Source organism: Paraburkholderia dilworthii (assembly GCF_000472525.1).
GTDB classification, from domain to species: domain Bacteria; phylum Pseudomonadota; class Gammaproteobacteria; order Burkholderiales; family Burkholderiaceae; genus Paraburkholderia; species Paraburkholderia dilworthii.
In genome coordinates this window covers 267,548-293,480 of sequence record NZ_AWZT01000003.1, presented here as the reverse complement: position 1 = coordinate 293,480, position 25,933 = coordinate 267,548, and the positions used below count along the sequence as shown (strand labels likewise).

Genomic DNA, 25,933 nt, shown 5'->3' with positions numbered 1-25,933 from the left:
TCGCCGTTACTTGATGTCGGAGCCGCTGACGCCGGCGGGTAGTGCGGGCGGAAGCCACGCACGGCCGGTGAAAGAGCCCATGTGGCCACCCGACTGCACGACGAGGCTGCTCTGATCAACCGCGACTGGCCCACGCGCGCCGCCGCGCGCCGCGCGCGCCGCCTTCACGCCCGCGACGTACTGAGGAAAGTAACTGCCGAGCATTTCATTCAGATCCGGCATTTGCGGACCGCGCCACGCGACGCCAAAGACAGTGCCGTCGGCGGCGAGATATTCGCGCACCACCGTACCATTGCCGAGCGTGGTCTCACGTACGGTGTACGACGCTGAAGCCGAAGCGGAAGAAGCCGCGCCCGAGGCCGAGCGCATCACGGCGCTCGCCGCGGTGCCGGCGGCCTTGAGGGTGCGGGACGAAACCGACGCGTCCGTCGGGGGTGTCATGGGGGCGCCGCCGAGCGCCGCATGAGCGGACTGCACGGCCGGCAACGAACAAGGCAATACAAGCGCCGTAATGAAACCGGCGCGACGTACACAACTCCACATAACGAGACTCCTCCCTGGCTGCTGGCCGGCGCGCGCTGCACGCGGGCCGGCTGCATATAGGCAAATCATAGGGCACGGACGGGGCCGCATTTTCGAGGAGCGCCTCCTCGTGCAGGCCGCTGGTGATAGCGTTCACCTTCAGGCCGCGCCGCAGCTTGACCTCGTAGTATGCCTGCGGTTTGTGTCGATAAACAGCACCCGCGCGCGGGCGCGCGGCTTGCTATTCATAGTGGTTGGCCTTGCGCCGAAAGTGCGCGGACCGCTCAGAAACCGAGGCTCGCGAGCAGATCGTCGACTTGCGACTGGTCCTGGACGACATCCGCCTTGCCTTCCGGATTGATCTGCGGACCGTTCAGCAGATGCTCCGGGCTCCCGGTCGGCGACACTTCGGCGACCAGCGCCGCCGCGTGCGCCGCGAACTGCTCGCGCCGCTCGAGCGCGATGTTTTCGACGAGCACGCCGAGCAACTGCTGCTCGATCAGATACACGACGTCGGTGATCTTCTTGATCACCTGGCCGGTCAGATCCTGGAAGTCCTGCGCGAGCATGATTTCCATGAGCTGCGAATTGGTCGCGGTGGTCGCTGCGGGCACGCCGCGCAGGAACTCGCGCGTATCGTTCATCAGCGCGCGCACTTCTGCGCGTTCGATCGGCGCCGCATACCATTGCTCCCAACGCGCGTCGAGTTCGCCGGCGTCTTTTTGCAACTGCTCCTGAATCGGCTTCGCGACATCGATCGAAGACAGCACGCGCTCGGCGGCCTGCTCGGTCATGTTCGCGATGTACTTCAGACGGTCGCGTGCATCGGGTACGGCTTCGGCCGCGCGCTCGACGTGCTTGTCGAGCCCGAGCTCACGCATCGAATCACGCAGCGTGCGTGTCAGTTGTCCAATGCGAGCGAGAATGCGGTCTGACGCGAAGTCGCCGCTCTCGTTGACCGCTTCGGCGCCTGGTGCATTGGTCGGCAGATTCACATCAGCTCCCGGTCTTGGCCATCTTTTCGAGAATCTTGTTGAGCTTCTCGTCCAGCGTTGCAGCCGTGAACGGCTTCACGACATACCCGCTCGCGCCCGCCTGAGCCGCAGCGATAATGTTTTCCTTCTTCGACTCGGCCGTCACCATCAGCACAGGCAAGTGCTTCAGGTTGGCGTCGGCGCGGATTTCCTTGAGCATCGCGAGACCGTCGAGGTTCGGCATGTTCCAGTCGGAGATCACGAAGTCGTACGTGCCGCCGCGCAAACGCGCGAGACCGGCCTGGCCGTCTTCGGCTTCGTCGACGTTGCCGTAGCCCAGCTCTTTGAGGAGGTTGCGAACGATCCGGCGCATCGTCGGAAAGTCGTCAACAACCAGAAACTTCATTGCCTTATCCATTTGATTCCCTTTACTTGATTCACGGTGCGGCGTGTGACCGCCTCAATTCGAACGGCGCATCATACCCGCTGAACGCGATCGCCCATCGACGCAAGTCGCGCCATCACGCGCCGGCTCATATCCGGCAACGACGCGATTTCGTCGGCCGCGCCGAGCGCAATCGCCTCGCGCGGCATGCCGAACACGATGCAGCTCGCCTCGTCCTGCGCAAGGGTGTAAGCCCCTGCCTTTTTCATATCTAGCAGACCTGCGGCGCCATCGCGCCCCATCCCGGTCAGGATCACTCCGACCGCATTCTTGCCCGCGTGCTGCGCGGCAGAGCGGAACAACACGTCCACCGAAGGACGATGCCGGTTCACCGGCGGATCGTCCGACAGATGCGCGATGTAGTTCGCGCCGCTGCGGGCAAGCAGCAGGTGAGCGTGGCCGGGGGCGATATACGCATGTCCCGGCAGTACACGTTCGCCGTGCTCTGCCTCTTTAACGGTAATCCGGCACAAACCATTGAGGCGTTGCGCAAAAGATTTTGTGAAACCCGGCGGCATATGCTGCGCGATCAGCACGGCGGGCGCATCCGGCGGCAGCGGCACGAGCACTTCGCGGATGGCTTCGGTGCCGCCCGTCGATGCGCCGACGATGATCAGCTTCTCGGTACTCAGCAGCGGATTGTTGAAGAGCGGCGCAGCGGCGGCCGGCGCGTGTCCGGCGGCAGCGGCCGCATGATGAACGGGCGCGGCCTGGCGCACACGCGCGCGCGCCGCGGCGCGAATTTTGTCGGCGAGTTTTTCCGAGTAGTCGAGCATGCCGTCGCGAATGCCGACCTTCGGCTTCGTCACGAAATCGACCGCGCCGAGTTCCAGCGCACGCAGCGTGATTTCATTGCCGCGCTCGGTCAGCGACGACACCATCACGACCGGCATCGGCCGCAAGCGCATCAGCTTCTCGAGGAAGTCGAGGCCGTCCATGCGCGGCATTTCGACGTCGAGCGTCAACACGTCAGGGTTGTGCTGCTTGATGAGATCGCGCGCGACCAGCGGATCGGGGGCGGTTGCGACGACGGTCATGTCCGGCTGGCCATTGATGATTTCCGTCATCAGGCTGCGGATCAGCGCCGAATCGTCGACACAAAGTACTTTGATCTTTTGCACAGCGCTCACGCCTCCTCTGCGGTTCTGGCGTTGTTTGAATTGATTGGGCGCGGGGCTGAGCCGAACAGTTCGATGCGCGGCCTCGCTGCACCCGCGTTCGCGCTGCCTGCTGCGGGGTTCGCTGCGGGGTTGGCGGCGGCGTTGCTCCCGGAGCCGAACAATTCGACCTTCGGCTTCGCGGCAGCGGAAGAGCCGAACAGCTCGACCTTAGGCCGTGCAGCCGCCGGTGTCGCAAACAGTTCGACGCGCTTTCTCGCGGCGGCAAGCCGCTCGGCGCGCGCTTCGGCGCTTTGCCGCACGAGCGCCTGTTCGCGCTCGGCTACGCCCGGGTCCTGCTGCAGACGCAGCTTCTTCACCATCACCTGGCCCGTACGCGGCATGAACGCCACCTTCCGCGGATGCGAGCCCTGCAAATCCTCTGCGACGATGCGAATCTTTTCGAGCGCAAGATAGCGGCGCACGAATTCCGAGTTGCGATCGCCGATGTTGATGGTCGTCATGCCAGCGAGCACCGCGCCGCCGCCGAACACCTTCGCTTCGAAACGCTCGCGCCGGCCGCCGGCCTTAATCAGTTCGTTGATCAGCACTTCCATTGCGTAGGCGCCGTAGCGCATCGAATCGGATGCGGGCTGCCCGACTTCCGCGCCGTCGTCGGGCAACATGAAGTGATTCATGCCGCCGATGCCGGCCGTGCGGTCCTGAATGCAGGCCGCGACGCACGAACCCAGCACGGTGACGAGCACCATGTCGTCGTGCGTGGTGTAGAACTCGTTGGGCAACAGCTTCACGCCGGGGCGTTGGAAGTGGTTGTCGTAGTAGAGATTGGTTGCGATCGGCAAGGCGCTGCTCATATCGTCACCCCGCTAGTCGACGTGCTGCTCGCTGTCGCTGCCGTGCGCGTCGGCGCGCGCGCGCCGGCAACATCGCGCGTCAGTTCATAGACCGTCTGGCCGCGCAGCTTGAAAGCCTGCGTGACGTAGGTGAAGTTTTCGGAGTGGCCGGCGAACAACAGACCACCCGACTTCATCAACGGTTCGAAGCGCCCGAGTACTTGCGCTTGCGTGGGCTTGTCGAAATAGATCATCACGTTGCGGCAGAAGATCGCGTCGAACTGCGTGCGCAACTGATAATCGCGGTCGGTGAGGTTCAACTGCTCGAAGCGCACCATCGCACGCACTTGCGGACGTACCTTGACCATGCCCGCATGTGCGCCGGTGCCCTTCAGGAAAAAACGCTTGAGCCGCTCGGGCGACAGGTGCTTCACCTGGTCGAACTGGTACATGCCGGCTTCGGCTTTCGCGAGCACTTGCGTGTCGATATCGGTGGCGAGCACCGTGGCCTGGCGTGCGCCGGTTTCGCCCAGCGCTTCGATGAGCGTCATCGCGATCGAATACGGCTCTTCTCCGGTCGAAGCTGCCGAGCACCATACGGAAACCGGTTGCGCGCGGCGCGTCACGAAATCCGCGAGGATCGGAAAGTGATGCGCTTCGCGAAAGAACGCAGTCAGGTTCGTGGTAAGCGCATTTGTGAATGCTTCCCACTCGGCCGGGTCGTTTTCCGCTTCGAGCAGATCGAGGTACTGCTTGAACGAGTCGAGACTTCTGGCGCGCAGCCTTCGCGCGAGACGGCTATACGCCATGTCGCGCTTGTGATCCGACAGCGAGATACCGGCGCCGCGGTGAATCAGTTCGCGAATGCGTGTGAAATCCGCGGACGTGAATTCGAAATCACGTCCCTGTTCGCCGGATCTGACCGGTTCTGCCCGGTCGGTGCGTTGCTGTGCGCGCGTTGCCATCATGAAAGTTCCTGCCTGCGATACGAGCCATCACGCTTGCCCGACGGAAGTGCCGGCGAGCAAGGGATTGTTTTCGCGGGGTCGCGCCCGCCCGCAAGTTCCATCACCATGCAGCCGGCCCGCGACACGCCGTTTGAACGTGCTTCGATGATTCGCGCCGCATGGTGCGATATACCGAATGACTGCATGTTTGTTCGTCATGTCCTAAAACGTTTCCCAATCCGCGTCCGAGCCCGCCGAGGCGACGCTTGCGGCGGCCGGTCGTGCGGTCGATTCGGATGCGGCGCGGGGCGTCTTCGGCTTGAGCGCCGGTTCGACGCGCGCGGCGCCCGCTTGCTGCTTGCCGGAAGCCGGCGCGGCGCTGGTTGCCGTTGGTGCATTCGCCGTTGGTGCACTCGCCGTCGCTGCATTCGCCGTTGCTGCACTTGCTGTCGTCGGCTGCGCTGCCCCGCCATGCGCCGGTCGCGGCGCGCTCTTCGCCACAGCCTTGCTCTTGCTCACGGCTGCCCGCGCCTTCACTTGCGGCGGGGCCGGCGCGGCGAAACTGCGAGCCGGGCTGCTGGCGACCTTCCAGCCGCTCAGCACGGCCTGCAACTGGCGCGTCTGATCTTCGAGCGACGCTGCCGCTGCCGCCGCCTCTTCGACGAGCGCCGCATTCTGCTGCGTGACTTCGTCCATCTGCACGACCGCGCGATTCACCTGCTCGATGCCGCCCGATTGTTCCTCGGACGCCGCGCTGATCTCACCCATGATGTCGGTCACGCGGCGCACGGCCTGCACGATCTCGTCCATCGTCGTGCCCGCGCGTCCGACGAGCGTCGAACCGCTTTGCACCTTGTCGGTCGAGTCGCCGATCAGTTCCTTGATTTCCTTCGCCGCGCTCGCGCTGCGTTGGGCGAGGCTGCGCACTTCGCCGGCCACGACCGCGAAGCCGCGGCCCTGTTCGCCGGCACGCGCCGCTTCGACTGCGGCATTCAGCGCCAGAATGTTGGTCTGGAACGCAATGCCTTCGATCACGCCGATGATGTCGACGACCTTGCTCGAACTGCTCGCGATATCCTGCATCGTCGTGACGACCTGGCTCACGACATCCCCGCCGCGCGTCGCGATGTCCGATGCGTTCACAGCGAGCTGGCTCGCCTGGCGCGCGTTTTCGGCGTTCTGCCGCACGGTGCCCGTCAGTTGCTCCATGCTCGATGCGGTTTCCTGCAACGACGCGGCTTGCTGCTCCGTGCGCTGCGAGAGATCGGTGTTGCCCATTGCGATTTCGCGCGCGCCCGTGTCGATCGACTCGGTGCTGCTGCGAACCGCGGTCACCATCGACGCCATGCTTTCCTGCATCCGTTTGATGCCCGCAAAGAGGCGGCCGATTTCGTTGCGGCTTCTCACTTCGATCGTTTCCGACAGATCGCCCGCGGCGATCCGTTCGAAGCATTCGGTTGCGTCGTGAAGCGGCTGCACGATCAGGCCGCGCAGTGCGAAGCGCAGGCCGACCACGAGCAGCAGCGCGAGCGCGGCGAACGCGACGATCAGCGTCGTCATCAATGAGATGTTCGACTGTGCGTCCGCCTGCTGATCCACCGCCTGTTGCTGCAGGCTCTTGACTACCGCCGATGCCGCGTTGTCGTACGAGACGAACATCGGGCTGATCTTCGTATCGGCGATCGCGTGGTACGCGGCCATATCGTTCGCGCGCAACGCGGCGAACTCCGGCTCCATGCCGTCGCGCACGAGCGCTGTGCGGCGCGCCAGAAGTTCGTCCATTTGCGCCTGTTCGAGGCCGGCCTTCGGCGCGTCGACGTAGGTCTGCCAGTTTCTGTTGCTGAAGCCGTAGAGTTCCACTGCGCGGTCCAGAACCTTCTTCGCCGTTTCAGTGTCGCCCGCCGCCGTCAGCGCGGTGAAGCGATCCAGCGACACACGCGAGCGCAGCAGATATGCCGAAGCGTCGTCGAGCGCGTGAATTGCAACCAGATCGCCGCGCGCGATACGGTCGAGCGACCGGCTGGCGCTGCCTAGCGCAGTCAGCCCAAGCACGCCGACCACCAAGGTCAGCGCGACGAGAATGATCCCCACTAGCGTGAGCGATGTGCGAATCGACCACCTGCTTAGCATCTCAATGCTCCCTGTACCAAACTTTTCTGAACGCCGCGGGCGTTAAGCGCCGAGCGTTTCGATGAGCGCCATTTCGCGGCTCGTCATCAGCTTTTCGATGTCCATCAGGATCAGCATGCGGCCATCGACGGTGCCGAGCCCTGTCAGGTACTCGGTCGTCAGCGTCGCGCCGAATTCGGGCGCCGGCATGATCTGGTCGACGGCGAGCGTCAACACGTCCGACACGCCATCCACCACCATCCCGACCACGCGATGCGCGACGTTCAGGATGATCACGACAGTCTGGTGGTCGTACTCGACGCGTCCTAGGTGGAACTTGATGCGCATGTCGACGATCGGCACGATGATGCCGCGCAGATTGATCACGCCCTTGATGAACTCAGGTGCGTTCGCAATGCGCGTGACGTTGTCGTAGCCGCGGATTTCCTGCACCTTGAGAATGTCGATGCCGTACTCTTCGGCGCCGAGCGTGAAGACGAGGAATTCCTGACCGCCGGCGTCGGCCTGCTGCGCGTCGCGGCGACCATTCGTCGCGTTCGCGACGCTCGAATTGATAGATTGGACTTCTGCCACGTTAGCCCCCAAACGGTTGGGATAAATTGAGTTGAATGAGTGTTACGGCGAATCTGACGGACATCATGCGAGGCTCATCGCCGCGCCATGCGCGTTGCGCGACTCGCGGTTCAGCGCCGCCACGTCCACGATCAGCGCAACGCGGCCGTCACCGAGAATGGTCGCCGCGGAAATGCCGCGCACCTTGCGGTAATTCGTTTCGAGGTTCTTCACGACCACCTGCTGCTGTCCCACCAGCTCGTCGATCAGCATCGCAAAGCGGCGCCCTTCCGTCTGCATGATGGTGACGATGCCCTGGGTCGGCTCCTGCTTCGCTCCGTCGACGTTGAACACTTCGTGCAACGCGACGAGCGGCAGATATTCACCGCGCACCCGCACCACGCGCTCGCCGTTGGCGACCGTGTAAATGTCTTCGGCTTGCGGTTGCAGCGACTCCATCACGAAGTTCAGCGGCAGAATGAATATTTCGTTGCCGACCTTGACGGACATGCCGTCGAGAATCGCGAGCGTGAGCGGCAACACGATGCGCGTGGTGCTGCCCTTGCCGGCGTGCGACGTGATTTCCACGTGACCGCCCATCGACTGGATGTTGCGCTTCACCACGTCCATGCCGACGCCGCGGCCCGACACGTCCGTGACCTGCTCCGCCGTCGAGAAGCCCGGCAGGAAGATCAGGTTCCAGACTTCCTCGTCGGTCATCGTTTCGCTGACCTGCATGCCCTGCTTCGCGGCCTTCGCAAGAATCTTGTCGCGGCGCAGGCCGGCGCCGTCGTCGCTGACCTCGATCACGATGTTGCCGCCGTGATGTGCCGCCGACAGCACGAGCTGGCCGGTCGAATCCTTGCCCGCCGCGCGCCGCGCTTCCACGGTTTCGATGCCGTGATCGAGACTGTTGCGCACGAGGTGAGTCAACGGGTCGATGATCCGCTCGATCAGGCTCTTGTCGAGTTCGGTCGCCTGACCGAAGGTGACGAGCTCCACTTCCTTGCCGAGCTTGGCCGCGAGATCGCGCACGAGACGCGGGAAGCGGCTGAACACGTAATCCATCGGCATCATGCGGATCGACATGACGGCTTCCTGCAGATCGCGCGCGTTGCGCTCGAGCTGCGCCATGCCGTTGAACAGGCGATCGTGCAGCGCCGGATCGAAGGTGCTGGTGGTTTCCGCGAGCATCGCCTGCGTGATCACCAGTTCGCCGACCAGGTTGATCAGCTGATCGACCTTTTCGACGCCCACGCGAATCGAGCTGCCTTCCGCGCCGCCTGCCGCCGCTGCCGGACGTGCGGCCTTGCGGTCGTTGTCCGCCGCGGCCGCGACCGATGCCGTGGCGGGAGCTGCTGCCGGTGCGCTGGCCGCAGCCGCTTGGCCCGGCGCGGGCTCGGCGGCGCTGCTCGTCGAAGCAGGCTGCGCTACAGACGCCACGGACGCCAGGGGTGCTACGGTATGAGTGGCGGCCGAAGCCGCCGGTACTGCTTGCACCGGAGACGAAGGCTCAGCGTCGGGCGTTCCAGGTTCGCCTTGCTGAGCACCGTCCGCCGGTGCGGTTCCGCGGCCGATCGAGATCTGACTTTCGTCGATCACGAAACAGCACACGGCGATGATGTCGTCGGACGTGACATCGGTCTGGAGCCACAGCGTCAGATCGCCGCCGCTCTTGACCCGCCCGACGATATTGCCCAGGTTACCCAGCTCTTCGGCAAGGAGTTCCTGGTCCTTCTCATCAACGCCCCGTAGCGTAATTTTCAGATGCGGACCGGCTTCCTGATCTGCTTCGCCGGTTCCTTCGGCTTGCCCGGTCTGTGCCGGTTCGCCGTCAATCCATTCGCCAGCCGCCTGCACCGCCTGTTCGACGACGTGCTCCGGCGGGCTGCCTTCTTCTACTGTTGCGACGTCCTCGACGGGCGCGGGCACCGCGGCTTCCACCGGCGCAGCGGCAGCCGCGGCCGCAGCCGCAGCCGGTGCCGCGGCACCGCGGCTCTCGGCGTGCAGTTGTTCGAGCTTCGCGCAGATCGCCTTCGCGACCGCCGTGTCCGGCTCGGCGCTCGCGCGGTAGTCGGCGAGCTGGCCCGACAACACGTCCTTGGTTTCGAGGAACGTGTCGATCATGTCCTTGCGCAGCACGAGTTCATTGTTGCGCGCACGGTCGAGCAGCGATTCGAGGATGTGAGTCGTCTCCGTCAACGCGGTAAAGCCGAACGTCGCCGCGCCGCCCTTGATCGAATGCGCCGCGCGGAAAATTGCCGCGAGGTCTTCCGGGTCCGGGTGCGCGATGTCCAGATTGAGCAGCAACTGCTCCATCTGCGCGAGCAGTTCGTCCGCTTCGTCGAAGAACGTCTGATAGAACTGAGTGATGTCGAGTGTCATGCCTGGGTCACCGCGAGAGTTCCTGTCTAGGCCTGGGCTACCGTGCCGCAGCGTCGAGAGCTTCTATAACTTGTCTAGGGTTTGCTTTACGCCTGATCTGGCTCAGCCAACGCCGCCACCAGTTCGGTCAGCATGTCCGGGTCGAGCGGCTTTTCAATCCAGCCGGTCGCGCCCGCCTCGCGCGCCGCGGCTTTGAACGGCTCGCCCGATTCCGTCGTCAGGACGAGGATGGGCGTCGCCGTGTAAGCCGGATTGCCGCGCAGTTCGGCGATCAGATCGAGGCCGGTCTTGCCCGGCATGTGCTGATCGGTCAACACGAGGTCGAACCGCACGGCGAGCGCATTTTCGAGCCCTTCCGCGCCGTCCGCCGCGAGCGTCACCTCATAGCCGGCCGCCGTCAGCGTCGCGGAAAGAATCTGCCGCATCGATGCCGAATCGTCGATCGCCAGGATATGCCTGATCATGAAAACCTCGCTGCACTTACGCTATGTGCCGCCTCGCTGTCCGCGCCAGTGAGGCGCATGGAGCAGCCGGGCGACCGCCTTTCCGTTACTGAGCCGCCGGCGCTGTCGCCGGTACCTTGGGCGCGACCGTCACCGGCTGCGCCAGTTTTTGCAGCAGCGGCTTGGAGCCGGCTGCGTCGTCCGACAAGGTCGTCGTGGTGGAGTCGTCATGATTGAGCGCTTCCTCCGACTTCCTGTTCAGAACGATGATGCTGATGCGGCGGTTTTCCGGATCCATCGGGTCCGCCTTGTTCAGGTTCTGCGTCGACGCGAGGCCGAGTACGCGCATCACCTTTGCTTCGTCCATACCACCGGCGACCAGCTCGCGGCGCGACGCATTCGCGCGATCCGCGGACAGTTCCCAGTTGCTGTAGCCCTTCTCGCCGCCCGCGTATTGCGCGGCGTCGGTGTGTCCCTGCACGATGATGCGGTTAGGCACGTCGTTCAGCGTGTGGCCGATCTCGCGCAGAATGTCGCGCATGTACGGCTCGACCTGATCTCTCGCGGTCGCGAACATCGGCCGCTTCTGCGAGTCGACGATCTCGATGCGCAAGCCGGTCAGCGTCGAATCGATACGGATCTGCTGCTTGAACTGGCGCAGCACCGGATTCGCTTCGATCGCGGCCATCAGCTTCACTTGCAGATCGTGCAGACGGACCTGCTCGCGCCGCTCCAGCTCACCCTGCAACTGCTTCATCGAGTCTTCGCTGCTGTGCGAGACCGTGCGCTCGGCGCGATTGTTCGAACCGTCCGTCCAGCGCGTCACACCCTGCGCGTCGGTCGAGATGTCGCGGCCGCCGCCCTTCAGAATGCTCGAATCTTCCGCGCTGCGGTCGCCGCCCCACAGCGTGATCTTCAACGGCTGGTTGAAGTACTCCGCGATGCCCTTCAACTGCACCGTGGATGCCGAACTCAGCAGCCACATCAGCAGAAAGAACGCCATCATCGCGGTCATGAAGTCCGCATACGCGAGCTTCCACGCGCCGCCGTGGTGGCCCGCCTTCTTCGGCGCGGCGCGCTTGACGACAATGGCGCGGTCTTTGTCCTTGCTCATCGGTTCGTCTCTCGTGCCCTTACTTGGCCTTCACGCGGCGCACGTGCTCTTCGAGCTCGGCGAACGACGGACGCTCGGTCGAGAAGAGCACCTTGCGGCCGAACTCGACGGCAATGGCCGGCGCATAGCCGTTCAGGCTGGCGAGAATCGTCACCTTGATGCACTGGAACATCTTGGTCGACTCGGTCACGCGCTGCTCGGCGACGCTCGCGAGCGGTCCGATCAGTCCGTACGAAAGCAGAATGCCGAGGAAGGTGCCAACGAGCGCCTGCGCGATCATTTCGCCGAGCACCGCCGGCGGCTTGTCGGCGGACGCCATCGTGTGCACCACACCCATCACCGCGGCCACGATACCGAACGCCGGCATGGCGTCGCCAACCTTGTTCAGCGCGTGCGCGGGCGCCTCGCCTTCCTGGTGATGCGTCTCGATCTCCTCGTCCATCAGGCTTTCGATCTCGAACGCGTTCATGTTGCCGCCCACCATCAGACGCAGGTAGTCGGTCAGAAACTCGATAATGTGATGGTCGGCGAGAATCTTTGGGTACTGCGTGAAGATCGGGCTCTTCGACGGATCGTCGATGTCGGCTTCCAGCGTCAGCGTGCCTTCCTTGCGCGCTTTGGCGAGCAGGACGTAGAGGAGCGCCATCAGCTCCATATAAACGTCCTTGTTGTACTTCGCCCCCTTGAACAGGGTCGGAATGACGCGCAGCGTCGCCTTGATCGTTTTCATCCCGTTACCGAGGATGAACGCGCCGACGCCGGCGCCGACGATCATCAGCACTTCAACGGGCTGCAACAGCGCGCCGAGATGGCCGCCTTCCAGCGCGTAACCGCCGAAAACGGACAAAAGCGTCACGAGTGTTCCCACGAAAATCAGCACTGCGGAGCCCTCACAAAGAAGCGACGGTGACCGTCGTTAAACTGGTTTACGGCAACGCAACAGAAAACTTTGACGGAAAAGCGGCTTGGCGCGCCGGTGTAAACCCAGAGGCGGGCGCTGGCAGCCGGACGCGCGATGCGCGAGGCCAGGCGCGGCAATCAACCGGGCGGCAAGGCCCACTGGACGGGGAATGAACGCAGGCCGCGCGGCCGGCGACCCGCTCGCGGATCAGGCCACGAGCGCGGCGAGGCTCTCGCGGGCGCGGGCGTCGGCAACTTTCTTTGTCTTACCGGCGCGCGAGGGAGGCTGGCACAGTCCGCAGACGAACCCCTGCTTCGGGTCGTGGGCGTGCGCGACGAAATGGCCGCCGCAGCGGCAGCACGGCGTGATTTGCAGCATCCCCGAGTCGAAGAAGCGCACGAGCGTCCATGCGCGCGTGAGGCTCAGCACGGGTTCGTCGTCGTGTAACTGCACGTGCTCCAGATAGAGCCGGTAGCTTTTGACGATCGACTGGATCGTCGCGCAGCCGCCGTGGTCGGCCATGAAGCGGTAGATGTTGTAGAACAGCGAGGAGTGAAAGTTGGGCTGCCAGGTCATGAACCAGTCGGTCGAAAAGGGCAACATGCCCTTGGGCGGCGAAACCCCTTTCAGTTCCTTGTACAGCTTGATGAGCCGGTCGCGCGACAGGCTGGTTTCCGCCTCCAGCAATTGCAGACGCGCGCCAAGTTCAATCAGTTCGATGGCCAGGGTGATTTCCTTGACCTCGAGCACGACGCTTTTATAGGCCATCCGCTTTACGTTCCCGTCCCGATTGCTTGCCTTGAGCCGCGGACTACCATCAGCCGAGTTGCTCGACCGGCTGGCTTGCCATCAGGATCGCGGAATGCGCTTGCGCGACGGCGCTTGATTTGCCCTTGTCCGCGAGCGCCGACAACACGGCGTGATCGTCGAAACGGAAGCGGCACAACACCTGGTTGGACGCCGCCAGCTTGACGGTCTGCGCCAGCGACAGGCTGGCGAGCACATCGGCTAACTGGTCCGAAATCCCCATGCGAAACATGCCCATCGGCTTGTCTTCGCGAAGCAGGCGCTGCGCGAGCAGGAGATAAGACAGGTTGACTTCTCTGATCTCATTGAGCATATCGCTTGTCGCGCTCATGATTCCCCCGGGGTGTATCTGGCTGGTCAGGCCGTTACGGAAACGTTTGCTCGAACGCGCGCAGCTAAACCGCACCGATCGGCTCGTTTCTGGTCTTGCGAGCATTGTCTCGGAAGGGGCAGCGAAACAAAATCGGACAGACACCCAGCTTGTTTGACGGATTAATCCGTCATTCATGTAGGAGTTTTTCCTACATGGCTGAGCTCGGAGAAAGGTCTGGTGGGATTCGGACACGCCGCGCTGCTGCTTGCAATGCGCGGTGAATATTGGATTCCGCAGGAATGAACCGAACGGTGAGTTTTATAACCCTGTCATTTGCACCGTTCAATGGTGAGGCGAATTATAAGACGTTTTCACCACTACGTAATATTTCGAATGTAGGAGCGGGCTCGGCGCTTGCTGCAAAGAGGCGCGGCGCTTTTGCGGCGTGCCGGCCTCGCCGGCCACAACGTGCAAAAAACACCTGCGGACACGTCTGGATGCATGTAACACCTCGTGTTTCGCGCTGTAACAACATTAAGCGTTTGAAAAATAACTCGAATTGGCGCGGCCGATCCCGATAATGAAGCTAAGGGATTACCCGATGCAGGTTCGGAGCACCCCCGGGCGGCGGCTTACCGCGCCCAACCGTCCGTCAGGCATTCGCTCCTCGCTCTACTCGAGCGCCGCTGTGCGAAGCCCTATTGAACAGGAGAAACGCATGCGAATCGCACAAATTGCGCCGTTGTATGAAGCAGTCCCGCCGAAATTGTACGGTGGCACCGAACGTGTCGTGTCCTACCTCACCGAGGCTCTGGTCGACGAGGGTCACGACGTCACGCTGTTTGCGAGCGGCGACTCGGTGACTTCCGCCAAGCTCGACGCGTGCTGGCCTCGTGCGCTGCGCCTCGATCCGACGATTCGCGATGCGCTAGCCCCGCACATCCTGATGATGGAAAAAGTGCGCCGGGTCGCGCACGAGTTCGACGTGCTGCATTTTCACCTCGACTACATGCCGTTCCCGCTTTTCTCGACGATGGACACGCCTTTCGTGACCACGTTGCACGGCCGTCTCGATTTGCCCGAGTTGCAGCCGGTGTTCGACGCGTTCTCCGGCGCGCCGGTCGTCTCCATTTCCGATTCGCAGCGCCTGCCGCTGCCGCAGGCGAACTGGCTGAGTACGATTTACCACGGCCTGCCGGAGCAACTGCTCACGCCGCAAGCGCACAAGAAGCCGGAATACCTGGCCTTTCTCGGCCGGATCTGTCCGGAAAAGCGCGTCGATACAGCCATCAAGATCGCTGCACAAAGCGGTTTGCCGCTGAAGATTGCCGCCAAGGTGGACAAGGCCGATCAGGATTACTTCAAGCGCGAGATCGAGCCGCTTTTGTCGCAAGCGCATGTCGAGTTCGTCGGCGAGATCAACGAAGCGCAAAAGCCCGAGTTCCTGTCGGGCGCCAAGGCGCTGTTGTTTCCGATTGACTGGTCCGAGCCGTTCGGGCTCGTCATGATCGAGTCGATGGCATGCGGCACGCCGGTGATTGCGTTCAACCGCGGTTCGGTGCCGGAAGTGATCGACCACGGCGTGACGGGCTATATCGTCGAGGACGTGCAAGGCGCGGTGGCCGCGCTCCAGCGTCTGGACGAGTTGTCGCGCAGCGAGATCCGCGCGCAGTTCGAGCGCCGCTTCAGTTCGAACACGATGGCGCGCAACTACGTGGACGGGTATTCGGCGCTGATCGAAGCCACGCGCCGGCCGATTCTTCGCCAGGTCGCGGTGGGTTGACGAGAGCGAGCATGAGCGCGCGAACTGGATGCCCGCGTTTGAAACGGCGTGGCACTGGGTCGCGGTCCGAGCCCATACGCCGCATGCGCTTTCCGATTGACGAGCCGGATACACCGATTTTTTCCATGTGAATCGTTTGCGCGAACGGTAACTCAGACTTATCCCGCTTCATTTATAGAAAAGCCGCCTCGCAAAGGCGGCTTTTTAATGGCGGCGTGGATGCGCTTCCATGTCCGATTAGCACAGTCGAGTAAACGCGGACTCGCGATGATCCTTCAATTCGCTTTCGCACTCACTCGCGAACGACTCAGCTTGCGCCAATCAAAAAGCGTTCACGGTTCTTGCCGACGATCCACTTCGGCGGTTTGCCGCGTCCGCTCCATGTATTACCCGTTTTCGGATCCTGATATTTAGCCGGCAGCGGCGCCTTCTTAGGCGGACGCCCGCGCTTGGCGGCCACTGCAAAGCCGAGATCCTGCGCGGTCAGGCCGTATTCGGCGATTTTCTGGCGGATGTCGGCTATCACATTGTCGATTTCCGTGCGGCGGGCTTCTTCTGCTTGTGCCTGCAATTTGGCGATCTGCGCCTTCAGGTCTGCGTATTGAGACATTCCGGTTCTCCCCTTTAGAACTCATTCGCCTCGCAGACTAACTGTAATTATAAAAATTCGCAATGGATACCATCACCGATTTAGTACGCTATCTTCTGATAATTATTTAGCGTCGATGAATTGTAAAACCGCTTTATCGAGGAATAATCGGTAAAGCCGGCCTGCATTGACAATTCTTGACAACCGATTGGCGAGTCTTTCCCTAGAATTAGGCGTTCAAAGACAGGTGCCCGCCCGGAGCGTGCGCTCAGTCTCCCTGCTTCTAGAGCATCAATTATTTTAGGAATGCCAATCATGCAGTTGTCAAAGCGCCTTGCTGCCGAGTTGTTCGGCACCTTCTGGCTCGTGCTCGGAGGCTGCGGCAGCGCGGTTCTCGCCGCCAACTTCGCCGGCCCAGTGCATGGCCTCGGCATCGGCTTCGTCGGCGTGTCGCTTGCTTTCGGGCTGACCGTGCTGACGATGGCCTATGCAATCGGCCACATTTCGGGCTGCCATCTGAACCCCGCGGTCAGCGTCGGGCTGACCGTGGCTGGCCGCTTCCCGGCCCGCGAGCTGCTCCCGTACATCGTCGCGCAGGTGGTCGGAGCGGTGCTCGGCGCGGCGGTGCTCGCACTGATCGCCTCGGGCAAGCCCGGCTTTGAGCTGGTCGCGAGCGGTTTCGCGAGCAACGGTTATGGCGAGCGCTCGCCGGGCCACTACTCGCTCGCCGCGGCATTCGTGTGCGAGGCGGTCATGACTGGCTTCTTCCTGTTCGTCATTCTCGGCGCAACCGACAAGCGCGCGCCGGCCGGCTTTGCGCCGATCGCCATCGGCCTGTGCCTCACGCTGATTCACCTTGTTTCGATTCCGGTCACAAACACCTCGGTCAACCCCGCTCGTTCAACGGGCCCGGCGCTGTTCGTAGGCGGCGCTGCGGTCGATCAGTTGTGGCTCTTCTGGGTCGCGCCGATCATCGGCGCCGTGGTTGCTGGCGTGCTGTATCCGCTGATCGCGGAGAGCCGCAGCGGCAATGCGCAGAAGCTGGCGCTCGATTAATCACGGCCGGTTGGCTGAACAGAAAGCGGGCGCTGTGGCGCCCGTTTTGTTTTGGTGCAGACACGCGCTCAAGACGCGCAGCAGCGGCTTCGACAATCGTCTTTCTTCGCGCAGCGTGAAGACCGATTTGCCGTAGCGGTTCGAGACTTCGCCGCTCGCGCGTTGCCGGATGCGCCGGCGGCTGCTTCGATGCGTTCGACCAATCGATTTGATTAATCCGGTTATACAGATGTAAGCCGCGATTACGCGCCGCGCTTCTCAACGACCTTACTGTTCGCCGCCAATGTCGTGGCGGCTTTGTCTCCCTCGCCCCAACCCTTGCTGCGACAGGCTTCCCCCTGATGGTGTGCGATAACCCAACGCCTGGAGAGCACGCGCCCATGCTTGCCAGCCTTGCGACGATGCTTTCAGTCGGTAACATCTGGTCGCAGTACTTGGGAGGCGGAATGCGTAGATTGGACCTGTGCGACAAACATACGTCGCGTCACAGCAAGCCTCTTGCATGGAGAACAACATGAAACGCATCGTCACTCAATTGCTGGTTGCCACAGGCCTTGCAGCAGGTGCATGCGGCGCCGCCCAGGCGCACACAGACCTGAATATCGGCCTGTCGCTTGGCGTGCCAGTCTATACGCGTCCGGCGCCGGTCTACGCAGCACCGCAACCGGTGTACTACGGCAACGGCGGCTGGGGTCATCGCTATGACCGGGGCGACTACTATCGTGGCGACCACCGTTATGACCGCAGCTGGAACCGGAACGACCGCCGTTGGGGGCATGACGACCGTGGCGATCACGGCGACCGCCGCGGCGGATGGCGCGACTAGTCGTGCCGTCGGCCAAAGAGCCTGAGATAGTCTGGCTTTAGGTGAACCGGCCCGCATCCGTAAAAGCGCGATGCGGGCCGGCTGCATTCAGGAGAGGAGGCCGTCAGGCCATCAGTTCGTCGTCGAGTGAGAACAGCTTGCGCAAATGATGCGCGACGCCCGCTTCAAAGTTATTTCCGATGCGCGGCACGTTCGGCAGGCGCGTGATCAGATCGGGATTCGCGTTGTTCATCATGAATGGATGGCCGGCCGTTTCGAGCAGGTCGATATCGTTCATGTTGTCGCCGAAAGCCACACAATGCGCGGCGTCCACGCCGACGCGCGCGAGCACGACTTGCAACGCGCGCCCCTTCGATACATTCGACGTCATTACCTCCAGACAGTCCGGCAGCGAATACGTCACATACAGCGTGTCGCCAAATTCGCGCGCAAGGTTGGCCGCCACCGTTGCGAGATCCGCCGGATCGCCGATGTAGAGAACCTTCGCGATGTCGACGCCGTCGTGTGAGAGCAGTTCGGCGACTTCATAGGTGAAGCCGGAATCCTGATGAAACTTGAGCAGATCCGGTGCGTCCCGGTCGATCAGCCACGCCTGGTCGGCGAACAGATTGACGATCACGCGACCGTGCTCGCCGACCACCTCGGGCTGCACAAGGCGTTGGACGATGGCGGGCGGCAGGTCGTCGGCGTGGATCACCGTGTTGTCGGGCGCATGGATGCGCGCGCCGTTCGACGTGATCAAATATGGGTTGATGCCGAGAATGTCGCGAATACCCGCGACGTCGCAGAAATGGCGGCCCGTTGCAATTACGAATTGCACACCGTCACTTTCCAGCTTGCGCACGGTGGCGACCGTGAACGGGTCAACCTGATGGTCGGCATTGAGCAGCGTGCCGTCGAGATCCGTGGCGATGACTTTATACATAGTGAGCAGGCGAGCAGCGTCGGAGGCCGTATTTTACCGTCGATGAAGAGATTGGCCCGAGCGCTTTGTGCGCGGCGCACTCTGCGCTCTCATTGAACCCGCCGCGGTCGGGCAGACACCGGACGCCGACCAAACATTCGCTCACGCGTTGCCCGCAAGGCGCGCGGCTTCGCGCTGCGCCAACTGCAAACCGCCATGTGCGGAGTCGGCTAACGGCTCGCGCAACCGCGCCTGATAGACCTGCGGCACATATTGGCGCAACGGCGCGCCGAGGCCGCCGCACAACGCAACAGGCAATGCCGCCGATGCGTCCAGTGCGGCGATCATCTTGCCGATCTGAATGCCCGCCTCGCCCAACAGCCCCGCCGCGAACGGATGAGCGCGGTGCGCGATCACGATTCTCGCGAGGCTCGCGTACGCGGTCTGGTTGGCCTCGCACAGCCACACAACGAGCCCGTCGTGATCGCGGGCGCCGACGTGTGCGAGGAGCGCCCGCGCAAACTCGTCGTTCGGGCCTCGCCCGTCGAGCGCATGTTGTGCGTGAACAATGGCGCGGACTCCGAGCCAGGCTCCGCTCGCTTCGTCTCCCGACGGAAAACCGTAGCCGCCGACGATCCGGCATTCGCCGCCCTCGCGGTCGGCCGCCGCAGCGATGCTGCCCGTGCCGAGCGCGACAATTACGCCATGCGCGCCGCCGTGCGCGCCGAGCAGGGTCGTGTACGCGTCGCTTTCCACCGCCAGTCCGGCCAACGCGGGCGCCTGCGCAAGAAACTGGGCAAGCCATTCGCGATTGTTCACGCCCGCGAGACCGCACCCGAGGACGCAGCGTGACCAGTCGAGCGCCGCGCCCGCGCTGGCGAATGCATCCGCACAGCCCACCGCAATGGCCTGCCACGCGCGTTCGACGCCAAGGCCCAAGCCCGACGGCCCGCTCGCCGCCTGCGCCAACTCGCGCCCGTGCACATCGGCCAGCACGATTCGCGTGCCGGTGCCGCCGCCGTCGACGCCGATCAGAAAGAGGTCTTTGTTCATCGAGAAAAATGCGTTTGCTGGGAAATGTCCATAGCGTGGCAGGTCTATTTCCATCCGGCAATTGGCCGAATGGCCAGCTTGCGGTGCGCACGCGTTCCGCTATGCTGGCGAGCGACATGACGACGGGGAGCGCTAAATTGACACAACGATGCAACTGGGTATCGAGCGAAGCGCTCGCACATTACCACGACACCGAATGGGGCGCGCCGTCCCGCGAAGACCAGCATCTCTTTGAGATGCTGGTGCTGGAAGGCGCGCAAGCCGGGTTGTCCTGGTCGACGATTCTGAACAAGCGAGCGGGTTATCGGCGCGCGTTTGCCGACTTCGATATCGACAAAGTCGCGCGTTTCACGCCAGAGCATGTGGAGGCGCTCGTCGCGGACGAAAGCATCGTGCGCCATCGCGGCAAGATCGAAGCCGCCATCACCAATGCGCGCGCCGTACAGCAGATCCAGAAGGAACATGGGTCGCTCGCCAATTTCATCTGGTCTTTCGTCGACAACACGCCGATTCAGAACGAATGGGCATCGTACAAGCAGGCGCCGGCATCGACGGAAATTTCCGATGCACTCAGCAAAGCATTGAAGCGCTATGGCTGCAAGTTCGTCGGCTCGACCATCTGTTATGCGTTCATGCAGGCGGTTGGCATGGTGAACGACCACGAAGTGACCTGCATGTGCCGCGCCCGCTGTGCCGCGCTCGGCAAGAAAGGACGAACTCGCAAAACCGGTTGACTGTGGGCGGTTGGCAGAAGTCGGTTGACCCGATGATCGATACCGTTCGCGCGGCTGGCTGAGCTTCGCCCGTCTGCATGGTCGTGGCGCGCCGGCCGAAAGCGCTATCCGGTAAAGCCCTGCTGCGCTTATCACCGATGCTGGTCGTTATACGGTTATGAGCGCCGCTGCGTTTGCTGCCACGAATCCCGGCCGAGTCACGCTGCGAAGCCGCGGGAAAGCCCGGAATTGAAGGCTTTTCCTCGTGCTAGTCGGGGCTTGCGCAATCAACGTCGGCGAGATACTGCAATCGGGCGCTCAACAATGAGTAACGACCGCGCGGCATTGCGAGACCAACATGAAAACTCTCACTTTTCTCACCCATCAGGACATTTTCGACCGGGCTGTCGACCATCTTTTCGATCAGAGACGCGCCGCGCTCCTGCCACGCGGGGTCGGCGCCTATCGCGGTTATTGCGGCGGCTGCCCCGTCGGAAACTTCATCAAGCTGCGCGACTATATGACGGCCATTGAAGGGGTGCCCGTGCGCTATATCGGCAAGACACCAGTCGCAGCGCCCGCTTACATGGACGTCGGCGTCGCCGCGTTGAGGAAAGCGCTTCTGCGCGCGCGCATCAATGCCTACGATCAGGTCACCGTCGACCTGCTGAGTTGCCTGCAAAACGTCCACGACGTGTTTGGCACGTGGGAATGGAACGAGCGCCTGAACTCGATCGCGCGCCAATTCGGACTGTCGACGCACAAGCTGAAGAACGCGGCTTGACGGTGACGAAGCCGCGGCGCGGGTAGGCGGCGGACCGGATTTCGGCGCCTGACCGGCACGGCTTCATCGGCCAGCGGGGGGGCTAGCGCCGGGCCTTTGCTTGGCCTTTGCTTGGCCTTTGCCTCGCCGTTGCGCAGTCATTGCTGGGCTCCGCCCAGCCGTTGCGTGGACGGAAGCCTCAGCCGGCTCTGGTCGACCCGCGCATGGCCCGTACGGCGCCACCCGCCCACGCTAATCCCGCACGCCAAAAGCAAAACGGCGATGTGGCTTCTTTCGAAGCTCACACCGCCGTTCTGACCGTGCTGAAAAGCTTGCTTAGTGCAGCTTCTTCGGCAGCATCTGGCTGCGCAGGCGCTTATGCAGGCGCTTCACAGCAGCAGCCTTCTTGCGCTTACGTGCCGTAGTCGGCTTTTCGTACGATTGGCGCTCACGCAGTTCCGCGATCAGGCCATTTTTTTCGATTGCGCGACGAAAGCGGCGAATCGCCACTTCGAACGGCTCGTTTTCCTTCAGAAGAATCGTCGTCATGTAATTCCTAACTCAATCACTTGATATGGGTTTGATTGCGTGGCGGGAGACCGCTCACGCGCCGGCCCTCCGGTCGTTTCGATTCATGGCCAGTAACAGGCAAACGCGGGGAAACCCCGGCCAAACCACGAATGAAACGAGAGGCAAAGCGGCCACGGAGGCCGGAAAAGAGAGGCGTGGAGCTCACCGCGCAACGCGGACAGACGTACTGCAAAGCCACGCCTGCTGCCGTTTCGCCAACCTTTCATCAACGAGAAACCGATGACGAAACAGGCAAAGATCTCAATTCACTCCCGATGATATCAGGAAACTCTCCATGCTACCAGGGGTTTAGGGATTACGCCAGGCCATTGCGGCGGCTCGGGCCGCGACGCTAGCCCTGTCATACAAGCTGCAATACGGCGGAAATGACTGGATATTCCGGCAGGCCGCGCTGACGTCGGTGGTATTGAGAAAGCCCTCGGCAAGCCATCGAAGAACGCACCCAGGATCGAAAACCAAGCTGCCCCAATCGGCATTCCGGCCAAATACATTGCCTCCAAACATAACCGGTGTGACTCGCCATCCGAACATCCAATGCGGCAGCTTTGCGTGATCTCTACCGGCTTTATTTTAAGAGAAAAAGAGAATACGCCGCCTTTTCAAATCCCGCAGCGCACCCGCGATTCCAGCCGCAAACCGTTGTGGCGCCGAGCCCACGTGCCGCTTCCGGCCACACAATTGGGTCGCAATGACAGAAAGTCCCTCAAGTTTTTTTTAAGAGGGCCGTCAACCTTCACTGAGGCGGCCAGCAATGAACGAGTGCTTCCGCCGATGCCAACGTGGCGTATTGGGCTCAGGCTTATTTAGGAGATTTTCCATGCTCGGAATCAATAGCAATATCAACTCGCTGGTTGCACAGCAAAACCTCAACGGCTCGCAAAGCGCCCTGTCGCAAGCCATCACCCGCCTGTCGTCGGGCAAGCGCATCAACAGCGCCGCTGACGATGCAGCAGGTCTCGCAATCTCGACCCGTATGCAGAGCCAGATCAACGGCCTGAACCAGGGCGTGTCGAACGCGAATGATGGCGTATCGATGATTCAGACCGCATCGAGCGCGTTGTCGTCGCTGACTTCCAGCCTGCAACGTATCCGCCAACTGGCCGTGCAAGCATCCACTGGTTCGCTGTCGTCGAGCGACCAGGCCGCACTGCAGAAGGAAGTGTCGGCGCAGATCGCCGAAGTGAACCGTATCGCGTCGCAGACGACGTATAACGGCACGAACATTCTGGACGGCTCGGCAGGCAGCGTGTCGTTCCAGGTGGGCGCGAACGTCGGTCAGACGATCAGCCTGGACCTGAGCCAATCGATGTCCGCAGGAAAGATCGGTGGCGGTCTCGTACAAACGGGTCAAACGGTTGGCACGATCGCCGTCAGCCTCGACGCTACGGGCGCATATACCAGCTCGAGCGCAACGATCACGTCGATCAACGTGCTGTCGGATGGCAAGGGCGGCTACACGTTCACGGACCAGAACAACACCGCGATCTCGTCTGGCGTGGCAAGCGCGATCTTCAGCGCAGGCACGGCTGCAGGCACCGGCACCGCCGTCACGACGCTGGCACTGAGCTCCGCAGCGCTTCCGACGACCGGCGCTGCATCGTCGGCAGCAATCGCAGCGGTCAACCAGATCAACGCGATCAACGCGCCGCCGACGGTTTCGGGCCTCGACATCAGCACGGTCACGGGTGCGAACGAGGCGATGGTCTCCATCGACAACGCGTTGCAGACGGTCAACACGCTGCAAGCTGCACTCGGCGCGGCGCAAAACCGCTTCGCGTCGATCGCTACCTCGCAGCAAGCGGAATCGACCGACCTGTCGTCGGCACAGTCGCAAATCACGGATGCCAACTTCGCACAAGAAACGGCAAACCTGAGCAAGGCACAAGTGCTGCAGCAAGCTGGTATCTCGGTGTTGGCGCAAGCTAACTCCAACCCGCAGCAAGTTCTCAAGCTCCTGCAGTAAGAGCCGCCGCGGTAGAGGCGATGCGCCGCGCGCGAGCGGGCGCATCGCCGGATTGAAAACGACGGGAGGCATGCCTCCCGGCGTGCATTTCCGCCTTCCAATGATGTAGCATCGCGCACCACCTGATACAGATTTCCAGACGCCGGGAGCCTCTGCATGTCCACGATCTCAACCTCGTCTTCTACGGCTAGCGCAAACTCTGCGCTGCAGTCGGCCGCTCAATCGATCATCAGCGGCTCGACGGGCAATTCATCCATGGACGTGTCGACGCTCGTCACGGCACTCGTGAACGCGAAGATCGCCGGACAAGCTTCGGCTCTTGCGGCAAAACAGACCGCCGACAACACGACCCTCTCCGGATACGGTGCGCTGAGTTCCGCGCTGAGTGCGTTGCAGTCGGGCATTACCAACCTCGCGAACGGCACGACGCTGGGCACGTTCTCGGCAACCGCCAGCGGTACCGGGCTGACCGCGACGGCCGGTGTCGGCGCTGTGGCCGGCGCCTACTCGGTCAACGTCACGCAGATTGCGAGCTCGCAAGCGTTGTCGTCGGCGGCCTTTGGCGCCACGACGCAACTGGGCACCGGCACGCTGTCCATTTCGCTCGGCGGCAAGTCGATGGACATCAACGTCGACAGCAGCAACAACACGCTTTCCGGCATCGCCGCGGCAATTAACGCGAACAGCAGCAACCCGGGCGTGACAGCGACGATCGTCACCGGCACGGACGGCGCTCACCTCGTGCTGCGTGCCGCCAGCTCCGGCGCGGCCAACGTCATCAACGTCTCGACCAGCAACGTCACCAGTGACACTGGCCTGTCGAGCCTCGGCGTCGCGTCGACTGCGAGCACGACGGGCGGCACCTCGACTATCGTGTCGGCGAACTCATCCCAGGCCTGGACACAGAGCGGCTACGCGCAGGACGCGGAGTTTACGGTCGGCGGCATCGCGGCGAGCAGTTCGAGCAACTCGGTGACAAGCGCAATTGCGGGCGTGACAATGAATCTGACGGCCGCATCGGCCGGCACCACGCAGACGCTGACCATTGCGCAGGACACCACCGCGCAGAACACCGCAATCAATAATTTCGTGAGCCTGTACAACACCGTCGTGACGACGATGTCGGCGCTCACGTCGTACACGACCGGCGCGTCGTCGCAAGGTCCGTTGTTGGGCGACTCGACGTTGCAGACGGTCAAGAACACACTGGCCACGATCATCGGCGGTTCGGTCGGCTCGGGCAGCACCGGGACCACATTGGCGGCGATCGGGATCACGCTGAAGGACGATCCCGCCGACGGCACCCTGGTGGTCGACAATAACGCGCTGAACACAGCGCTGACGAGTAGCCCGGCCACGGTCGCGTCGCTCTTCAGCTCGACTAACGGTATTGCCAAGCAACTGAACAGCAGCATCACCACGTTCACTCAGACAGGCGGCATCATCGACACGCGCAACACCGCGCTGAATGCCGACCTCGCAAGCATCACCAAGCAGCAGTCAGCGCTCGCCGACTACACGACGCAGTTGACGAACCAGTATCAGGCGCAGTTCACCGCCCTGAACACGCTGATGGCGACCATGAACAACAACTCGCAATACCTGACCGCGCTATTCGGCGGCACGAACAGCGCCGGCGCGCTGGCGACCAACAAGAGCTAAGCCATGACGGCGCATAACATGAACCAGATGGAATTGGTCGAACGCGTGTTGTCCATCACGCGGCAAATCGAGCAGGCCGCTGCGCTCGCCGACTGGCCGGAAGCCGCCCGTCTGACGGAAATGCGCTCGCCGTTACTCATGTCGCTTACTGCCGATCAGGTGCCTGCCGCGCTCGACATGATTCGCCAGATTCAGGCCATCGACGCAGCGCTCGTCGCCAACGCGGGGCTCACGCAGCAGGAACTGCACGTCGAATTCGAAGCAGCGATTGGCCGTGCCAAGGCGGCCGGCGAATACCAGCGGATGGCCCGCTTGTAAGATGCAACCAAGCGTGCAGCCCGACGCTGCCACGCCCCGAAAAAGCCGGTTTCCCCGGCCAACCCGACAATAACAAGAAGACCGCGCCGAAGTGAGGCGCGCTTGCTTCCTCAGCCCGCCTTGCGCGGGCTTTTTTCTTGCCTGACGGCTTTCCGCACCCTCGTCCATACGCTAAACAGACGGCCTTTTCACCGTTATCTCCGCGCATCGGAAAGCTGTGCCCCGCAG

General features: G+C 62.6%; 26 protein-coding genes. 8 read left to right on the top strand and 18 right to left on the bottom strand.

The genetic code is table 11. The annotated features are described in order from the left end of the window. Positions 1-6: 6 nt before the first annotated feature. The 14 genes from F759_RS0107300 to flhD form a co-directional block, all read right to left on the bottom strand. The gene (locus F759_RS0107300) at positions 7-543 is read right to left on the bottom strand and encodes a DUF2844 domain-containing protein (RefSeq protein ID WP_027799270.1); all 537 of its coding nucleotides are present in this window, start codon (positions 541-543) and stop codon (positions 7-9) included. Positions 544-806: 263 nt separating this feature from the next. After that, entirely contained in the window at positions 807-1,517 is a 711-nt protein-coding gene (gene cheZ / locus F759_RS0107295; protein ID WP_027799269.1) for a protein phosphatase CheZ, read from the bottom strand. A 1-nt stretch (position 1,518) separates the two neighbouring features. Further along, the gene (cheY, locus tag F759_RS0107290) at positions 1,519-1,914 is read right to left on the bottom strand and encodes a chemotaxis response regulator CheY (protein ID WP_006050905.1); all 396 of its coding nucleotides are present in this window, start codon (positions 1,912-1,914) and stop codon (positions 1,519-1,521) included. Positions 1,915-1,973: 59 nt separating this feature from the next. Continuing rightward, on the bottom strand, positions 1,974-3,062 hold the full coding sequence (locus tag F759_RS0107285) for a protein-glutamate methylesterase/protein-glutamine glutaminase (RefSeq protein ID WP_027799268.1): 1,089 nt from the start codon (positions 3,060-3,062) through the stop codon (positions 1,974-1,976). 5 nt (positions 3,063-3,067) lie between these two features. After that, positions 3,068-3,913, bottom strand: a complete 846-nt coding sequence (cheD, locus tag F759_RS0107280; protein WP_027799267.1) for a chemoreceptor glutamine deamidase CheD — start codon at positions 3,911-3,913, stop codon at positions 3,068-3,070. Then, positions 3,910-4,860, bottom strand: a complete 951-nt coding sequence (locus F759_RS0107275; RefSeq protein WP_027799266.1) for a CheR family methyltransferase — start codon at positions 4,858-4,860, stop codon at positions 3,910-3,912. The genes cheD and F759_RS0107275 overlap by 4 nt, the downstream gene beginning before the upstream one ends. A 201-nt stretch (positions 4,861-5,061) precedes the next feature. Further along, positions 5,062-6,969: a methyl-accepting chemotaxis protein gene (locus F759_RS0107265; RefSeq protein ID WP_027799264.1), complete on the bottom strand. Its 1,908-nt coding sequence runs from the start codon at positions 6,967-6,969 to the stop codon at positions 5,062-5,064. Positions 6,970-7,011: 42 nt separating this feature from the next. Continuing rightward, positions 7,012-7,542 (bottom strand): chemotaxis protein CheW, encoded by a 531-nt coding sequence (locus F759_RS0107260; protein ID WP_027799263.1) that lies wholly within the window; start codon positions 7,540-7,542, stop codon positions 7,012-7,014. 63 nt (positions 7,543-7,605) lie between these two features. Continuing rightward, complete coding sequence (cheA, locus tag F759_RS0107255; RefSeq protein WP_027799262.1) at positions 7,606-9,906, bottom strand: chemotaxis protein CheA; 2,301 nt, start codon at positions 9,904-9,906, stop codon at positions 7,606-7,608. Between the two features lie 86 nt (positions 9,907-9,992). Next, entirely contained in the window at positions 9,993-10,370 is a 378-nt protein-coding gene (locus F759_RS0107250) for a response regulator (RefSeq protein ID WP_027799261.1), read from the bottom strand. A gap of 85 nt (positions 10,371-10,455) precedes the next feature. Next, positions 10,456-11,463, bottom strand: coding sequence for a flagellar motor protein MotB (gene motB, locus F759_RS0107245; RefSeq protein WP_027799260.1), 1,008 nt, complete (start codon positions 11,461-11,463; stop codon positions 10,456-10,458). Positions 11,464-11,482: 19 nt separating this feature from the next. After that, entirely contained in the window at positions 11,483-12,343 is an 861-nt protein-coding gene (motA, locus tag F759_RS0107240) for a flagellar motor stator protein MotA (protein WP_006050895.1), read from the bottom strand. A gap of 228 nt (positions 12,344-12,571) precedes the next feature. Beyond that, the gene (gene flhC / locus F759_RS0107235; protein WP_027799259.1) at positions 12,572-13,132 is read right to left on the bottom strand and encodes a flagellar transcriptional regulator FlhC; all 561 of its coding nucleotides are present in this window, start codon (positions 13,130-13,132) and stop codon (positions 12,572-12,574) included. Between the two features lie 49 nt (positions 13,133-13,181). Then, the gene (gene flhD / locus F759_RS40680; RefSeq protein ID WP_027799258.1) at positions 13,182-13,502 is read right to left on the bottom strand and encodes a flagellar transcriptional regulator FlhD; all 321 of its coding nucleotides are present in this window, start codon (positions 13,500-13,502) and stop codon (positions 13,182-13,184) included. A gap of 700 nt (positions 13,503-14,202) precedes the next feature. On the opposite strand from flhD, the gene F759_RS0107225 reads away from it, so the two are divergent. Next, entirely contained in the window at positions 14,203-15,267 is a 1,065-nt protein-coding gene (locus tag F759_RS0107225; protein WP_027799257.1) for a glycosyltransferase family 4 protein, read from the top strand. A 307-nt stretch (positions 15,268-15,574) separates the two neighbouring features. Here the strand turns inward: F759_RS0107225 and F759_RS0107220 are convergent, their stop codons facing one another. Beyond that, positions 15,575-15,877 carry an H-NS histone family protein gene (locus tag F759_RS0107220; protein ID WP_006050891.1) on the bottom strand — a complete coding sequence of 101 codons (303 nt, stop codon included), beginning with the start codon at positions 15,875-15,877 and terminating at the stop codon, positions 15,575-15,577. Between the two features lie 294 nt (positions 15,878-16,171). On the opposite strand from F759_RS0107220, the gene aqpZ reads away from it, so the two are divergent. Further along, positions 16,172-16,912: an aquaporin Z gene (aqpZ, locus tag F759_RS0107215; RefSeq protein WP_027799256.1), complete on the top strand. Its 741-nt coding sequence runs from the start codon at positions 16,172-16,174 to the stop codon at positions 16,910-16,912. Between the two features lie 514 nt (positions 16,913-17,426). Continuing rightward, a complete protein-coding gene (locus F759_RS0107205; RefSeq protein WP_027799255.1) occupies positions 17,427-17,738 on the top strand; it encodes a PXPV repeat protein in 312 nt (103 codons plus the stop codon). 103 nt (positions 17,739-17,841) lie between these two features. Here F759_RS0107205 and F759_RS0107200 read toward each other — a convergent pair whose 3' ends face one another. Then, complete coding sequence (locus F759_RS0107200) at positions 17,842-18,663, bottom strand: Cof-type HAD-IIB family hydrolase (protein ID WP_027799254.1); 822 nt, start codon at positions 18,661-18,663, stop codon at positions 17,842-17,844. 141 nt (positions 18,664-18,804) lie between these two features. Then, complete coding sequence (locus tag F759_RS0107195; protein ID WP_027799253.1) at positions 18,805-19,695, bottom strand: BadF/BadG/BcrA/BcrD ATPase family protein; 891 nt, start codon at positions 19,693-19,695, stop codon at positions 18,805-18,807. 101 nt (positions 19,696-19,796) lie between these two features. Here F759_RS0107195 and F759_RS0107190 point away from each other — a divergent pair, with 101 nt between their 5' ends. Both F759_RS0107190 and F759_RS0107185 read left to right on the top strand, forming a co-directional pair. Next, on the top strand, positions 19,797-20,429 hold the full coding sequence (locus F759_RS0107190; RefSeq protein ID WP_051377177.1) for a DNA-3-methyladenine glycosylase I: 633 nt from the start codon (positions 19,797-19,799) through the stop codon (positions 20,427-20,429). 337 nt (positions 20,430-20,766) lie between these two features. Further along, a complete protein-coding gene (locus F759_RS0107185) occupies positions 20,767-21,192 on the top strand; it encodes a hypothetical protein (RefSeq protein ID WP_027799251.1) in 426 nt (141 codons plus the stop codon). A gap of 315 nt (positions 21,193-21,507) precedes the next feature. On the opposite strand, the gene rpsU is transcribed toward F759_RS0107185, so the two are convergent. Then, positions 21,508-21,720 carry a 30S ribosomal protein S21 gene (gene rpsU, locus F759_RS0107180; RefSeq protein WP_006050883.1) on the bottom strand — a complete coding sequence of 71 codons (213 nt, stop codon included), beginning with the start codon at positions 21,718-21,720 and terminating at the stop codon, positions 21,508-21,510. An 859-nt stretch (positions 21,721-22,579) separates the two neighbouring features. On the opposite strand from rpsU, the gene F759_RS0107175 reads away from it, so the two are divergent. From F759_RS0107175 to F759_RS0107165, 3 genes are all read left to right on the top strand, one after another. Then, positions 22,580-23,725 (top strand): flagellin, encoded by a 1,146-nt coding sequence (locus F759_RS0107175; protein WP_027799250.1) that lies wholly within the window; start codon positions 22,580-22,582, stop codon positions 23,723-23,725. A 156-nt stretch (positions 23,726-23,881) separates the two neighbouring features. Then, a complete protein-coding gene (gene fliD / locus F759_RS0107170; RefSeq protein WP_027799249.1) occupies positions 23,882-25,387 on the top strand; it encodes a flagellar filament capping protein FliD in 1,506 nt (501 codons plus the stop codon). A gap of 3 nt (positions 25,388-25,390) precedes the next feature. Next, positions 25,391-25,705 (top strand): flagellar protein FliT, encoded by a 315-nt coding sequence (locus F759_RS0107165; protein WP_027799248.1) that lies wholly within the window; start codon positions 25,391-25,393, stop codon positions 25,703-25,705. Positions 25,706-25,933 lie beyond the last annotated feature (228 nt).